Raw genomic sequence first — 14730 nt, 5'->3', positions numbered from 1 at the left:
GTGGGTGTAATCAGGTAATTTCCGCCAGCATGCGGGCCACGCCTTGCTGCCATGCGGGAAGCCGCAGGCCAAAGGCACCGCGGAGTTTGCTGGTGTTCAAACGCGAATTATGCGGGCGTACGGCCGGCGTCGGGAAAGCCGATGTGGGGACAGGGTCCACGGCATCGGGTGACGCCCTGAGCGCCTTGCCGCCTTTCGCGGCGCATTCGAGGACAAAACGCGCATAACCATGCCATGAAGTCTCGCCCGCGGCCGCCACGTGATAAGTGCCGGCAAATCCTGCCCTGGGACCGGCCAGCGCGCTGCGCAGCATGTGGGCCGTGACGTCGGCCAGCAGGTCGGCCCCCGTAGGGGCACCGAACTGGTCGCTCACGACGGTCAGGCGCTCGCGCTCCGCAGCCAGGCGCAGCATGGTTTTGGCGAAGTTGCCGCCCCGCGCCGCATAAACCCAGCTGGTGCGCAGAATCAGGTGTTGGGCACACCGGGCCGCGATGCGCTGCTCGCCTTCGAGCTTGCTGCGGCCGTAGACGCTGAGCGGGCCGGTCGGGTCGCCCTCTTCCCAGGGTTTGCTGCCGCTGCCGTCGAACACATAGTCTGTCGAGTAGTGCAGCAGCCATGCGCCGGCGGCACTGGCAGCCTCGGCCAGCACGCCAGGAGCTTCGGCATTGATGATGCGTGCGTTGTCCGCATCGCTTTCGGCCTTGTCGACGGCGGTGTAGGCGGCGGCATTGACGATGACATCAGGCCGGACCTGGCGCACCGTCTCCCGTATGCCGTCCAGCCTGGCGAGGTCGCCGCAAAAGTCGGCGCTGTGGCGGTCCAGCGCAACCAGCTCACCGAGCGGCGCCAGGCTGCGCTGCAATTCCCAGCCGACCTGGCCGTTCTTGCCGAAAAGCAGTATCTTCATGCGCGCGCTCAGGCCGCGGCCGCGTACTGGGCCTCGACCCAATCGCGGTAGGCGCCGCTTTGCACATGCGTGACCCACTCGGGGTTGTTCAGGTACCACTGCACGGTCTTGCGGATGCCGGTTTCAAAGGTCTCGGCGGGCTTCCATCCCAGTTCCCGCATCATCTTGCTGGCATCAATCGCGTAGCGGCGGTCATGGCCGGGCCTGTCCTTGATGAAGGCCACCTGCTCGCGGTAGCTGCCGCCGGTGCGCGGGCGCAACTCGTCGAGCAGGGCGCACACCGCGTGGACGATGTCGATATTCGGCTTCTCGTTGTTGCCGCCTATGTTGTAGGTCTCACCGGGTTTGCCGGCTTCGAGCACGCGGCGTATGCCGCTGCAGTGGTCCTTGACGTACAGCCAGTCGCGCACCTGCTGGCCGTCGCCGTAAACCGGCAGGGGCTTGCCGGCCAGGGCGTTGACGATCATCAGCGGGATCAGTTTTTCGGGGAAATGGTAGGGGCCGTAATTGTTGGAGCAATTGGTGGTGAGCACCGGCAGGCCGTAGGTGTGGTGGTAGGCCCGGGTCAGGTGGTCACTCGCCGCCTTGCTGGCTGAATAAGGGCTGTTCGGCTCGTAGCGGTTGGCCTCGCTGAAGGCGGGGTCGGCCGGCTGCAGCGAGCCGTACACCTCGTCCGTGGACACCTGCAGAAAGCGGAAGGCGGCTTTCTCGCCGGCCGGCAGCGCCGACCAGTAGCGGCGCACGGCCTCCAGCAGGCGAAAAGTGCCGACGATGTTGGTCTGTATGAAGGCTTCCGGGTCCGAGATGGATCGGTCCACGTGCGACTCGGCCGCGAAATGCACGACGGCGCGCGGCTTGTGCCTGGCCAGCAGGTCCGCGACCAGGGTGCTGTCGCCGATGTCGCCCCGGACAAAAATATGCCGCGGGTCGCCCTTCAGGGGCGCCAGGGTTTCCATATTGCCGGCGTAAGTGAGCTTGTCCAGGTTGACGACCGGCTCGTCGCTGCCCGCCAACCAGTCAAGAACAAAATTGGCGCCGATAAAACCGGCTCCCCCCGTAACCAAAATCATGAGCTCACCCTTCCTTGTGCCGCTGCAATGCGGCATCGGCTCATATTATGCCCCCGGCCTGCGGGCGGAAAGGCCGAAAAAGGCGGCCGGCGGCCGCCGCGGCCCCGGCTAGAAGTGGATGCCGCGCATCATCTGCTGCATGGCCACGGCCTCGGCGGACAGCTGCGGTTTGGCACCCTTCTCACCCTTGGCGGCCGAGGAGTCGGGGAACATGCGGAAGCTGGTGTTCATGGCGATCTGCGCGATGCGCGGCACCAGCGCGTGCAGCAGCTGGCCAGTGATGCCCAGGCGCGTGGCGACACGCACCGGCTTGAAGATGCAGGCCTGCGCGATCATGTCGGCGGCTTCTTCGGGGGATAGCGTCGGCACGTTGTTGTACAGGTTGGTCGGCGCAATCATGGGTGTGCGCACCAGCGGCATGTTGATGGTGGTGAAGCTGATGCCGACGTCGGCGAACTCGCTCGAGGCGCAGCGCGTCCAGGCGTCCAGCGCGGCCTTGGAGGCCACATAGGCCGAAAAGCGCGGCGCGTTGGTCAGCACGCCGATGGAGCTGATGTTGACCACATGGCCCTTGCGCTTGGCCGCCATGCCGGGCAGCAGCCCCATGGTCACGCGCAGGCAGCCGAAGTAATTGAGCTGCATGGTGCGCTCGTAGTCGTGGAAGCGGTCGTAGCTGGCCTCGATCGCGCGGCGTATCGAGCGGCCGGCGTTGTTGATCAGGAAGTCGACGCCGCCGTGGTTGGCGACCAGCAGCTTGAGGAAGCGGTCGCAGTCGGCCATGTCGGCGATGTCGGCCGGGTAGGCCACGAACTGGTAGCCCTTGGCCTTGGCTTCCTTGCAGGCCTCGTCGAGCTTGTCCTGGTCGCGCCCGCAGATGATGGTGGTCGCGCCGGCTTCGGCGAACTTGTGCGCCGCGGCCAGACCTATGCCGGACGAGCCGCCGGTGACCAGCACCACCTTGCCGCCCACCGTGCCGCGCAGCGAGCGGTCTATGTGCAGGTCGGGGTCCAGGTGGCGCTCCCAGTAGTCCCACAGGCGCCAGGCGTAGTCCTTGAGGTTGGGGCATTCAATTCCGGCGCCCTTGAGCGCGGCCATGGTGTCGCGGCAGTCAAAGCGCGTCGGGTAGTTGACGAAAGTCAGCATGTCCTCGGGCAGGCCCAGGTCGGCCATCACCGCGTTGCGCACGCGCCGCACCGGCGCCAGCGCCATCAGGCTCTTCTTGACGCCGCGCGGGATAAAACCCAGCAGGGCGGCGTTGATGAACAGGTTCATCTTGGGTGCGTGGGCCGCGCGGCTGAAGATGTCCAGCACGTCGCCGACGCGGTAGCCCACCGGGTCCACCAGGTGGAAACACTTCTTGGCGATGCCGGTCTTGTGGCTGATGTGGTCCAGCGCGTCGACGACAAAATCGACGGGCACGATGTTGATGCGCCCGCCTTCCAGGCCCACGGCCGGCATCCAGGGCGGCAGCAGCTGGCGCATGCGCTGGATCAGCTTGAAAAAGTAGTAGGGGCCGTCGATCTTGTCCATCTCGCCGGTGGTGCTGTCGCCGACCACCATGGCGGGGCGAAACACCGTCCAGGGCACCTTGCATTCCTTGCGCACGATTTTTTCGCTCTCGTGCTTGGTCATGAAGTAGGGATGGTCGTAGTTTTCGGCCTCCTCGAACATGTCCTCGCGGAACACGCCTTCATAGAGGCCGGCCGCGGCGATGGAGCTCACATGGTGGAAGTGGCCGGCGTCTATGGCCTTGGCGAACTCCACCGCGCTGCGCGTGCCCTCGATGTTGACGGCGATCTGGCTTTGCTCGTCGGCGCCCAGGTCATAGACGGCGGCCAGGTGGTAAAAATGCCCGACCTGGCCCTTGAGCTTTTTGATGTCCTCGCTGCTGACGCCCAGCTTCTTGCTTGTCAGGTCGCCGTGGATGGCGACAGCCCGCGCGGCGCTCACGCCCCAGTACTCCCGCAGCGCCGCGACCTTGCCGGCGCTTTCCTGGCGGATCAGGAAATGAACGGTCGTGCCTTTTCGTTCCAGAAGTTTTTTGACCAGGCGTTTGCCGATGAAGCCTGTGGCCCCCGTGACGAAATAATGCATGTTGTGTTTTCTCCGCTGAACTGTCGATCAAAAAACTGATTCTTGCTTAAACCGCATGACTCCCTATTCAGCAGAAACCCGCGCTCAGCGGCGCGGGGCCTGCTTTTCCATAGAGCGGGGCACCTAAACACCGCCGCGGGGAAGGCTTATATTTTCCAGTCTATGCGGCATACTGTCCGCGCAAATCCACAACCCTCACCGTCTGGAGTCCATCATGGTCAAGAAACTGCAAAAAATGAGCGCCGACAAAAAATCCGGCCCCCAGCTTTCGGGCGCCGTCAAAGAGTCCGCCCAGCAAATCTGGCTGGCCGGCCTGGGTGCATTCTCCAAGGCACAAGAAGAAGGCGGCAAGGTTTTTGAGACCCTGGTCAAGGAAGGCCTGTCCATCCAGCGCAAGACCCAGGCCGTCGCCGAAGAGAAGATCTCCGAAGCCACTAACAAGATGGCCACCATGGCCACCGACATCCAGTCCAAAGCCGGCCACCAGTGGGACAAACTCGAAAACATCTTCGAAGACCGCGTCGCCAAGGCCCTGAACAAACTCGGCGTGCCTTCGGCCAAGGATGTGGACGCGCTGATCGCGCGCATTGACGAACTCAACCGCAATGTGCAAAAACTCAGCGGCAAGGCCCCCGCCGCCAAGAGCGCCGCAAAACCTGCCGCGAAAAAAGCCCCGGCCGCCAAGCGCCCGGCCGCGCGCAAGTCGGCGTAAGCACGGCAAGCTTCATCAAAAAGGGACATACCGTCCCTTTTTTTTCGCCTGTGCGCTTTGCTGCAAAGCAGCAAATATTCCCGGGGCCGCCGTCTACACTTTCTTCCCATGACTTCAGCCAAGCGTTCAAAAAGCAAGCCCTCCAGCAGCCAGCCGCGCATTGCACTGGCACTGGCAGGCGGCGGTCCCCTGGGAGCCATTTACGAGATAGGCGCGCTCTGTGCCCTCGATGAATCCCTGCAGGGCATCTCTTTCACCGAACTGCACCATTACGTCGGCGTCTCGGCCGGCGGCTTTATCGCGGCGGGCCTGGCCAACGGCATGACACCGCGCGAACTCTGCGCGGCCTTTATCGAAAACGACGACAAGGCCTCGGAGGTCTTCGACCCGGCCTGGTTGATGGTGCCGGCCTACGGCGAATTCCTGCGACGCGGCATCACGCTGCCCGGCCTGGCCGCGTCGGCCGCGTGGCGCGCCACCTTTGGGCGCAAGTCTTTTGTCCATGCGCTGGAAGCGCTGGGGCCGGCCTTGCCCACCGGCATTTTTGCCAACGACGAAGTCGACACGCAACTCGAAAAACTGTTTTCCAAGCCCGGCCGCACCAATGACTTTCGCGAACTCCGCACCCGCCTGACGCTGGTGGCAACCAACCTGGACAGCGGCGACGCCGCGCCCTTTGGCCGCCCCGGCTGGGACCACGTACCCATTTCCAGGGCCGTGCAGGCCAGCTCGGCCCTGCCCGGCCTGTTCCCGCCGGTGGAGATCGACAACCATTACTACGTGGACGGCGCCCTCAAGAAGACCATGCACGCCGGCGTGGCCATGGACGAGGGCGTGGACCTGATGTTCTGCCTGAACCCGCTGGTGCCCTTCAACTCCACGCGCGCGCCTCGGCTGGCCATGGACCAGCGCGTCATGCGCCGCGGCCTGCCGACCGAAAAACAGGCCATACCGCGCATCGTCAGCGGCGGCCTGCCCGCGGTCATGAGCCAGACTTTCCGCTCCATGATCCATTCGCGGCTGGAGCTGGGCATGAAGCACTATGAGCACGCTTACCCCGACACCGACATCGTGCTGCTGGAGCCCGACCACCGCGACGCCGAGATGTTCCTGGCCAATACCTTCAGCTACCGGCAGCGCCGCGAACTGGCCGAGCACGCCTACCAGAAGACCCGGCAGATGCTGCGCTCGCGCAAAACCACGCTGTCGGCCAAGCTCGGGCGGCACGGCGTGAGCCTGAACCTGGACGTCCTGGAAGACCCCAAGCGCCACCTGGTGGCCCCAAGGCCGGCCGCCACCCGCGTGGGCCGGGCCATCGCCTCGCTGGAGGAAGTCATGGAAGATTTAAGCCACGCGCTGCGATCGCCTTCCCGCGCGGCGCTGGCGGCGTAACCCAAAGGTTCTCTATGGGCGGACCCGGGTTTTGTGGACTTCCCTAGTTTCGCGCCGGCAGGCGCTGGGTTAGAGTTAAAGAACAATACAAGGTAGACAACTATGGCGAAAAAAGCGCCGCGCCGTACAGCAGAGCGGATCCTGGAGGTCACCCTGGACCTCTTCAACCGCTTTGGCGAGCCCAATGTGTCGACCACGCTGATCTCCGCCGAGCTCAACATCAGCCCCGGCAACCTCTACTACCACTACCCCGCCAAAGACGAGCTCATCAACTCGCTGTTCGACCGCTACGAAAAGTCCCTGAGCGAGCTGCTCAACGCCAGCGACGGCGTGCGCGACGTGGAGGACGCCTGGTTTTTCATGCACACGCTGTTCGAGCTGATCTGGCAGTACCGCTTCCTGTACCGCGACCTCAACGACCTGCTCAGCAAGAACCGCCGGCTGGAAACTCACTTCCAGTGGGTGCTCAAGAACAAGACGCGCGCCGTCAAGGGCCTGCTCGACGGCATGAGCCGCGCCGGCGCCATGACCATCGATTCGCGCGAGGTCGAGGCCACGGCCACCAGCATGGTGGTGGTGCTCACCTACTGGCTCAGCTTCGAGTACGTGCGCGACCCGCGCAACGCGCTGGAGCCCGGCAACGCCCAGGCCGCGCTGCTGCGCGGCGCGCACCACGTGCTCAATTTGCTGATTCCCTACCTGGAGCAAAGCCAGCGCGCGCACCTGCAGGCCCTGGTCGGCGCTTACAGCAGCCCGGCTTGAGTTCCTTCAAACCGCCCTCATCCATAACACAACAATTTTTACCAAGGAGACAAGACACATGGCCAAATGGACTGCCTTTCCCCATGCCGGCGACTACGCATTCGATGCCGCCAGCCTGAAAAAGAGCTGGGCCCGCCTGCACCTGGGCGACTGCGAACCCCTGCCCAAGGACGCCGATGTGCTGCAGGCCTGGGTGCTGTTCCACAACGGTGAATTCCAGAAGGCGTCTGACGCGGGCCTCAAAGCCGGCGGCGACGGCATCACGGTGGCCAACAAGGCCGCCAGCATGTACGCCACCTACCTGGAAACCAAGGAAAAGGCCAAGCTGGACCTCTTCATGGAAGTCGCCGCCCGCGCCGAGGCCCAGCAAAAGGACGACCCGAAAAACGCCAACGCCTGGTACTGGCAGGCTTATGCGCTGGGCCGCTACAGCCAGGGCATCAGCGTGGCCAAGGCCCTGGCGCAAGGCCTGGGCACCAAGGTGAAAAACGCGCTGGAGCAGGCCATCAAGCTCTCGCCCAAACACGCCGACGCCCACATCGCGCTGGCCGCCTTCCACGCCGAGGTCATCGACAAGGTCGGCTCGCTGATAGGCGGCATGACCTACGGCGCCAAAAAGGACGTGGGCCTGTCGCTCTACAAGGACGCCCTGAAGCTGCACCCCGGCTCGGCCATCGGCATGATCGAATATGCCAACGGCATGGTCATGCTCGAAGGCGACAAGAAGATGAAGGAAGCCACCAAGCTGTATGAGCAGGCGGCGGCCAGCAAGCCGCTGGATGCGACGGAGAGGCTTGATGTGGAGATGGCTAAGGCGGAGTTGGAAGACTGAGCCGGGTCTTGCTCCGGCTGGGCGCGCTCTTCCTCCTCTTTCCTCCACTTAGTCCTGCTGGCCGGGTCTCGCCCCGGCGGGCGACTTACTTTCTTTTGCTTCGCCAAAAGAACGTAAGCAAAGAAAAGGCGACCCGCAGTCTGGGTCCCCTCCGCTGCGCTGCGGGGCAACCTGCGGTGCTCGAGCCAAGCGGGGTCTGGCTAAACTCGCTGCGTTTCACTCAGCTCAGACAACGCCAGCCCTGATCCGCTTGTCTCTGCGCTCCTCGGCCCAGCCAGGACGGGGCAATCGGGAACGGGGACAGAAGACAAAAACCCCAAGACAAATACAAACAAGGACACGCCATGGCGTGTCCTTGTGGTTTTCGGTATTGGTATTTTTCTCCCACCCCCTTGTGTATGCGCCGAGGAGCGCAGGTTCAGGCGGATAAGGGATCGCGTTGTTTGAGCGAAGCGAGTTTAGCGAGACCCCGCCTGAACCGAGCACCGCAGGTTGCCCCGGAGCGAAGCGCAGGGAACGCAAACACCAGGGTCGCCTTTTCTTTTGCTTACTTTTGGTGTTTGCGTAACTTCGCTGCGCGAAGTGAGCAAACCCCGCGCGCGTAGCGCGCCGTTTGGCGGACAAAAGAAAACCCGCTTTGCGGGTTTCGATAAAAGTGAGTAGCCGCCGGGCTACCCCCGGCCAACCGCCCTCGGCAGAGAACACAAGGACCAGAGCAGGAGCCGCTCACCCGCTCCAAGGCTCCCCCCGATACCACGCATGCCGCGCCAACCGCAGCATCGGTTTGTCGCCGGACGTATCCCCATAGGCATAGAGCGTCACCCCCTCCAGCCCGGCCGAGCCAAAGCGCCCGGCCGCCCACTCCCGTAGCCTGACAACCTTCTGCTCCCCATGGCAGTTGGGCGTCCGCATACGCCCCGTGAGGCGGCGGGCCTCGCCCTCGCCCGCCGTTTCCATTTCGGTGCAGAGCAACGCATCAAAGCCCAGCTGCCGCGCCACCTGCTTGAGGTAGATGTCGGGCGAGGCGCTGACCATCACGCAGCAGTGGCCGGCCTCGCGGTGCCGGGCCAGGTGTGCCATCGCATCCTCGCGCAGCTGGCCGGGGAAATCTTTTGCCAGCCATTGCGCGGTCCAGCCGTCGATCTCGGCAAGGCTGCGGCCCGCCAGCGTGGCCTGCATGAGCTTGCCTTTGGCGACGTGGTTGGGCACGATGCGCAGCGCATAGCCGGCCAGCCAGGGCGAGCAGCGCAGCAGGGCCCACGCAAAACGCGGCCAGCCCAGGCCGCGCGCGAGGAAAACCGTGAAGGTGTCGCGCCGGGTCAGCGTGCCGTCGAAGTCAAAGGCGGCGACAACCGGGCCGGTGTCCTGGGCGCTTAGCTCGGGCATCGCACCTGGCCGCAATAGCGTTCGCAGAAAGGGCAGCCCGTCATGGGCAGCCATTTGGGAATATTGAAGTAGCGCTTGAACACCGTGCCCAGCACCCCTTCGCGATAAGCCTGGTAGTTAAAGCCCGTGCCTTCGAGGGCGTAAAAAGGCACGCCGTTTTGCTCGAAGCTGAGCACGCGCACCGAGGCGAAATAAGGCGCAAACTCCTCCAGGCGCGGTTTGTCGGCGAGGATGATGCGAATCGTCTTGCCCTGGTACAGCGAAAAATCGACCAGCATGTCGTCCTGGCGCGCATGGAACTTGCCGACACCGAAGACCGGCATGTACTGGCGCCGCTCAAAACCGAATATCGAGGCCGGTGTGTAGGCCTCGCCCATCAGCACCACACCGGGCGCCGTGACCTGCTGGAGCATTTCGGCGGTCTTGTAGCTGCGGATGATTTGCGGATAAAGCTTGGTGCTGCGCCAGGTGTCCAGCGTGGTCATGTAAAGCCCCGCCACCACTAGCACATGCAGGCCGGCGAACACGGCCAGCCCCTTGGCGCAGGCCTTGAGCTTGTCGGCCGGCAGGGCAGAGGCCAGGAAGGCAAACCCAAAGGGGTAAAACGACAGTACCCAGTGCAGGCCGATGATTTTTTTGGCCGACAGCAGTGCGAAGAACAGCAGCGGCACCACCACCAGGCAGGCCAGCAGGCGCTGCGAGCGCGCCGCGGCCAGCAGGGACTGGCGGTAGCGCACCGCCATCCACAGCGCGGCCGGCGTGACCAGGTAGGCCATCATGCCGATATAGGTCAGCGGCTTGCGCCACTCAAAATTGGCATCTTCATTGCGGTTGTACACATTGAACATGATGTTGGACCAGCCGTGCGACATGTTGTAGGCGATGTTGATCGCCGGCCCGGGCAAGGCGCACAACACCAGCAGGGCCAAACCGGCCAGGCGCTCGCGGCGGTACAGCACGAAGTACACGAGGTAGCTGAAGCCCAGCACCACCGAAAAATACTTGGACAAAAAGGCGCAGCCCAGGAAAACGCCGGACAGCGCATACAAACCCCAGGCGGCGCGGTCCATCAGGGCGCGGCGCTCGGCGCGCATCAGCGCGGCGACCGACAGCACCGACCAGAAGATCAGCGGCGTGTCGGTGGTGATCAGGGTGTTGAGCCAGTTCAGCGGCGCCAGCCAGAAAAACAGCACGGCCCAGGCGGCGCGCACCCGGTCCGCGCCCTTCAGCGCCCACCACAGTGCCGCGCCCAGCGCCAGCGGCAGCAGCACAATGGGCAGGCGTATGGACCAGAGGCTGTCGCCCAAGGTGGCGCGCATCAGCGCGATCAGCCAGCCCACCATGGGTGGGTGGTCCGAATAGCCCCAGTCGGGGTACACGCCCCACCAGTAGAAAAAGGCCTCGTCGCCGGTGACCGGGAAGCTCACGGAAATCCACAAGCGCAGCAGCAACGAGAGCAGGCCGGCGGCCAGCAGCCAGCGGCTCAGCGTGACGGGAAAGGCGGCTGAGGCGGCGGGGGTGGCGGGGGTGGCGGAATCGTGGTTCTGGGACATGAAAGCTCAAAAAGGGGAGCGGCGCCGGCGGCAACGCGGCCGCGGGCAAGGCGGGAGCAGGCTAGCGGAAGCTGATTTCCTTGCGGATGGCCGCACTATAAAGCAAGGCCAGCACGCCTATGGCCACGGCCAGCCACAGCGTCAGCAGCCGCGCCAGCACGGTGACGGCCAGCGCCGCCGCGGGCGTCGCGCCATGCGCCACCAGCAGGCCCGTGAGCACGGCTTCGGTGCCGCCCAGGCCGGCGGGCAGCGCGGACAGGGCGCCTGCCACCATGGCGACGGCGTAAAAGCCCGTGGCCGTCAACAGCTCCAGTTGAACGCCCATGCCGCGGCAGACCAGCCAGACCGCGACACCCTGCGCCGCCCAGGCCGCCAGGGTCAGCCCCAGCCAAAGCCAGGGGCGCAGCGCCAGGCAGTGCCAGGCCTCCCGCAGCCAGGACAGGCGCTCAAACAGCCGGTCGCGGTGTTTGAAGAGCAGGCCCAGCACCATCAACAACACCAGCGCCGCGGCCGCCAGCAGGCCACCGAGCAGCGTGGACGCGGCCTGCACCGCGGGATGCCGCAGCACCCAGCCGGCGGCCGGCAGGCACAGCAGCAGCAGGCACAGCAGGTCGGCCAGCCGTTCAGCGCCGAAGATGGCCAGGCTTTGCCCGGCGCCCAGGGGCTGGCGCGCCAGCATCAAGCCGCGCGCCGCCTCGCCGACATTGCCGGGCGTGGGGGTGAAGGCATAGCCCGCCAGGTAGAGGCGCAGGCCCTGCAGCCAGCCGAAATGGCGGCCGTAATGCGCCATCCAGAGCCGCCAGCGCAGGCCGCGCAGCAGGTAGTTGAGCAGGCACAGGCCGGCTGCCTGCGCGCCCGTCCAGGACCAGAGCAGCGCCAGCGAGGCTTTGGGGCTGTCGCCCCAGACCAGCAGCGCGGCCGCATAGGCCGTGGCCACCACGCCCAGCACCAGCAGCAGGCGCTTGAAGGGAAGGCCCGCCGCAACCGGCGCGGAGGAAGCGGGCGCGGGCTTCACAGCCAGCGGCTCAGGAAAATGGCCAGCCAGAGCGCGCCGGCCCCCAGTATCCAGGGGTCGCGCAGCATATCGCGCGCCACGTCTTCGCCGTGGCCGCGGTGCACCTGGTAGGTGTAGCGCAGCATGCCGAAGATCACCACCGGCACGGTGTAGAGCAGGCGCTCGCCGTGCTGCAGCTGCGCCTCGGGGCTGGTGGCGAACAGGCTGTAGGTGGTCAGCGTGGCGGTCATGGTCACGGCCATGAAGGTGTCCAGCAGGGCCGAGGGGTAGTGGGCCATCACCGCACGCTGGCTGGCCTCTTCATGGAAGCTTTCGGCCTTGCGCTTGGCAAAACCGAGGAACAGGGCCACAAAAATGCCGGTCAGCAGCAGCCAGCGCGAGGGCGGAATGCCGACGGCCACGGTGCCGGCCAGGAGGCGCAGCATGAAACCCGAGGCGATGATGGAGACGTCGACCACCGGCACCTGCTTGAGCCGCCATGAGTACGCCAGGTTGAGCAGCACATAGGCCGCCAGCAAAGCCAGCAAAGTGCGGTTGCCGGCCGCCAGCAGCAGGCCCGCCACCAGCAGCAGGCCGGCCAGCACCAGCGCCACGGGCACCGCCACCGCGCCGCTGGCCAGGGGCCGGTGGCGTTTGGTGGGGTGCAGGGCGTCGCTGGCGCGGTCATGCCAGTCGTTGATGATGTAAACCATGCTGGAGAGGCAGCAAAAAGCCGCAAAAGCATGGAAAACGCGCCAGTCCAGCGCCATGTCCTGCCAGTTCTGGCTGAACACCAGGCCGGCGAACACAAAAACGTTTTTCAGCCACTGGTGCGGCCGCATGAGGCGGACCAGGGCCAGCGGGAAAGAAGGGGAAGAGGGCATCGGAAAAGAGGGGTAACACCCCGGGACACCCCCGGGAAGAACGAGCTTGAAGCATAACTGAGCGCCGCCGATTCCCGAATACGGCCAAAATGGGGGCCATGGCTCTTGCACCCTCCCCCACCCTCGCCCCTTCCTCCCCCATCGCCCTGCCCGCCGTCTCGCCCCGCGCCCTGGAGCTGATCCAGGCCCTGGTGCGCATGAACACCGTCAGCGACAACAGCAACCTGGAACTGATCCATTTCGTGCGCGACGAGCTGGCCCGGCTGGGCGTGGCCAGCCGCATCACCACCAATGCCGGCAAGACCAAGGCCAACCTCTTCGCCACGCTGGGCGAAGGCAAGCCGGCCGGCATCATCCTGTCGGGCCATACCGACACCGTGCCCTGGGACGGCCAGGACTGGACGCTGGATCCGCTGTCGGCCGCCATCGAGGGCGGGCGGCTCTACGGGCGCGGCAGCTGCGACATGAAGGGCTTTATCGGCATGGCCCTGGCCCATGCCGGGGACTTCCTGAACAGCCAGGCGCCCTTTGCGCTGCACCTGGCGCTGAGCTACGACGAGGAAGTCGGCTGCCTGGGCGTGAGGGAGCTGATCGCCGACATGAAGGACGCCGGCATCGCGCCGCTGGCCTGCATCGTCGGTGAGCCGACCAACATGGTGCCGGCCACCGCGCACAAGGGCGTGTACCGCTACAAATGCTGCGTGCGCGGCAAAGAGGCGCACTCCTCGCTCACGCCGCAGTCGGTCAACGCCATCGAGATGGCGGCGCGCGTGGTCGGCAAGCTGCGCGACATGGCCGAGGGCTTTGAGGCCAGCGAGCCGCGCTACGAGGGTTTTGACGTGCCCTTCAGCACCGCCAGCGTCGGGCAGTTCCACGGCGGCATTGCCGACAATGTGGTGCCGCGCGACGCCGAGTTCCGCTATGAATTCCGCAACCTGCCTACAGCCGACGCGCATGCGATGCAAAAAGAGATTCTGGCCTATGCGCAGCGCGCGCAGCCGGCGATGCAAAAAGTCGCACCCGATGCCGGCTTCCGCTTTGAGACGATTTGTGAGGTGCCGGCCTTTCTGGGCTCGGCCGGCGACGACGTGACCCGGCTTGCGCAGCGCCTGGCCGGCACGCGGGAAACCACGCTGGTGGCCTTCGGCACCGAAGCGGGCATCTTCAAGGGCGCCGGCATTCCCACCGTGGTCTGCGGGCCCGGCAGCATCACCCAGGCGCACCAGCCCGACGAATTTGTGAGCCTGGAGCAGCTGGCGCGCTGCCAGGACTTCATGAAAGGCCTGGTGAACACGCGCGAGCTGCGCTAGGCCTGTCTTTCAAGCTCAAGGCTTGGCGGCAACGGGCTCCATGCCAGTGCCGCGCACAATGAATGCGGCCGCAGGCGAAGCCAGGAAGCGGATCAGGTGTCGGGCCGCTTCGGGTTCCCTGGCACCCGTCATGAGGCCCGCTGAAAAGAAGATGGTCTGCTGGACTTCATCGGGCAGGGGCCCCACAAAGTCCAGCTCCTTGAAGGGCAGCAATTCACTGACTTGCTGGAAGCCGATCTCGGCATCGCCCCGCGCCACCACCGTCCCGACCCGCTCACTGAAAATCTTGCGGGCCTTGTCCTTGATCTGGTCGGCCACGCCCAGGCGCTGAAAAAGCTCCGTCGACAGATAAGTGCCGCTGGCGCTCGCGGAATAGGCAATCGACTTCGCGTTCAGCAAGGTCTGGCGCAAGGCATCCACCGTGCTGATGTCCGGCTTGGGTGTGCCTTTGCGCACCGACATGCCGATCACGGAGCGCGCCAGATCGACGCGGCTGCCTGGAGTGACCTTGCCCTCCTTGACCAGCGTCTCCAGCCCGGCGTCGGCCAGGATCACGATGTCAAAGGTCTCGCCGCGCGCCAGCCGGCTGGGAATCGAGTCCGGCGCATTGCCAATGGAGGCGCCGTAGCTGGTGATGACCTTGTTCTGGCTGGCCTGCTCATAAAGGGGTATCAATTGCTGGTAGGCGGCGGTGAAGCCGCCCGAACTGATCACCCGGATATCGGCGGCCAGGGCATGGCCGGCAAGCAGCACGAGGCTGAAGGCGGCCAGGACGACGCGTCGTATCCGCTGGAATGTGAATGTCATGGCAAAGGTCTCCTTCTGTCGTTGGTT

Annotated in this window: 13 protein-coding genes; 5 read left to right on the top strand and 8 right to left on the bottom strand. The window is 65.1% G+C overall.

Annotated elements, in window-relative coordinates; all coding sequences use genetic code 11:
* Positions 1-10: 10 nt before the first annotated feature.
* The 3 genes from rfbD to ACEN9P_RS14245 form a co-directional block, all read right to left on the bottom strand.
* Positions 11-907: a dTDP-4-dehydrorhamnose reductase gene (gene rfbD, locus ACEN9P_RS14255; protein ID WP_495619622.1), complete on the bottom strand. Its 897-nt coding sequence runs from the start codon at positions 905-907 to the stop codon at positions 11-13.
* Between the two features lie 8 nt (positions 908-915).
* The gene (gene rfbB / locus ACEN9P_RS14250) at positions 916-1977 is read right to left on the bottom strand and encodes a dTDP-glucose 4,6-dehydratase (protein WP_495619621.1); all 1062 of its coding nucleotides are present in this window, start codon (positions 1975-1977) and stop codon (positions 916-918) included.
* A gap of 108 nt (positions 1978-2085) precedes the next feature.
* A complete protein-coding gene (locus ACEN9P_RS14245) occupies positions 2086-4071 on the bottom strand; it encodes an SDR family oxidoreductase (protein ID WP_495619620.1) in 1986 nt (661 codons plus the stop codon).
* A gap of 214 nt (positions 4072-4285) precedes the next feature.
* On the opposite strand from ACEN9P_RS14245, the gene ACEN9P_RS14240 reads away from it, so the two are divergent.
* The 4 genes from ACEN9P_RS14240 to ACEN9P_RS14225 all read left to right on the top strand — a co-directional run bounded on the left by ACEN9P_RS14240 (position 4286) and on the right by ACEN9P_RS14225 (position 7769).
* Positions 4286-4783 (top strand): phasin family protein, encoded by a 498-nt coding sequence (locus ACEN9P_RS14240; RefSeq protein WP_074575938.1) that lies wholly within the window; start codon positions 4286-4288, stop codon positions 4781-4783.
* Positions 4784-4891: 108 nt separating this feature from the next.
* A complete protein-coding gene (locus ACEN9P_RS14235) occupies positions 4892-6175 on the top strand; it encodes a patatin-like phospholipase family protein (protein WP_495619619.1) in 1284 nt (427 codons plus the stop codon).
* 102 nt (positions 6176-6277) lie between these two features.
* On the top strand, positions 6278-6937 hold the full coding sequence (locus ACEN9P_RS14230; RefSeq protein ID WP_477663642.1) for a TetR/AcrR family transcriptional regulator: 660 nt from the start codon (positions 6278-6280) through the stop codon (positions 6935-6937).
* 58 nt (positions 6938-6995) lie between these two features.
* Entirely contained in the window at positions 6996-7769 is a 774-nt protein-coding gene (locus ACEN9P_RS14225) for a tetratricopeptide repeat protein (RefSeq protein ID WP_495619618.1), read from the top strand.
* 726 nt (positions 7770-8495) lie between these two features.
* On the opposite strand, the gene ACEN9P_RS14220 is transcribed toward ACEN9P_RS14225, so the two are convergent.
* The 4 genes from ACEN9P_RS14220 to ACEN9P_RS14205 form a co-directional block, all read right to left on the bottom strand.
* On the bottom strand, positions 8496-9155 hold the full coding sequence (locus ACEN9P_RS14220) for an HAD family hydrolase (RefSeq protein ID WP_477664477.1): 660 nt from the start codon (positions 9153-9155) through the stop codon (positions 8496-8498).
* Positions 9143-10708, bottom strand: coding sequence for an ArnT family glycosyltransferase (locus tag ACEN9P_RS14215; protein ID WP_495619617.1), 1566 nt, complete (start codon positions 10706-10708; stop codon positions 9143-9145). Before ACEN9P_RS14215 ends, ACEN9P_RS14220 begins: the two co-directional genes overlap by 13 nt.
* 61 nt (positions 10709-10769) lie before the next feature.
* The gene (locus ACEN9P_RS14210) at positions 10770-11723 is read right to left on the bottom strand and encodes a lysylphosphatidylglycerol synthase transmembrane domain-containing protein (protein WP_495619616.1); all 954 of its coding nucleotides are present in this window, start codon (positions 11721-11723) and stop codon (positions 10770-10772) included.
* Complete coding sequence (locus ACEN9P_RS14205; RefSeq protein WP_477664474.1) at positions 11720-12586, bottom strand: decaprenyl-phosphate phosphoribosyltransferase; 867 nt, start codon at positions 12584-12586, stop codon at positions 11720-11722. The genes ACEN9P_RS14210 and ACEN9P_RS14205 overlap by 4 nt, the downstream gene beginning before the upstream one ends.
* A gap of 98 nt (positions 12587-12684) precedes the next feature.
* Between ACEN9P_RS14205 and argE the strand changes: the two genes are divergently transcribed.
* Positions 12685-13896, top strand: coding sequence for an acetylornithine deacetylase (gene argE, locus ACEN9P_RS14200; RefSeq protein ID WP_495619615.1), 1212 nt, complete (start codon positions 12685-12687; stop codon positions 13894-13896).
* 15 nt (positions 13897-13911) lie between these two features.
* On the opposite strand, the gene ACEN9P_RS14195 is transcribed toward argE, so the two are convergent.
* Positions 13912-14703 carry a substrate-binding domain-containing protein gene (locus ACEN9P_RS14195; RefSeq protein ID WP_477664472.1) on the bottom strand — a complete coding sequence of 264 codons (792 nt, stop codon included), beginning with the start codon at positions 14701-14703 and terminating at the stop codon, positions 13912-13914.
* Between the last annotated feature and the right edge of the window lie 27 nt (positions 14704-14730).

The sequence above is a fragment of the Polaromonas sp. Polasp52 genome (genome assembly GCF_059491565.1).
This window is presented reverse-complemented; position numbering and strand designations above follow the sequence as displayed.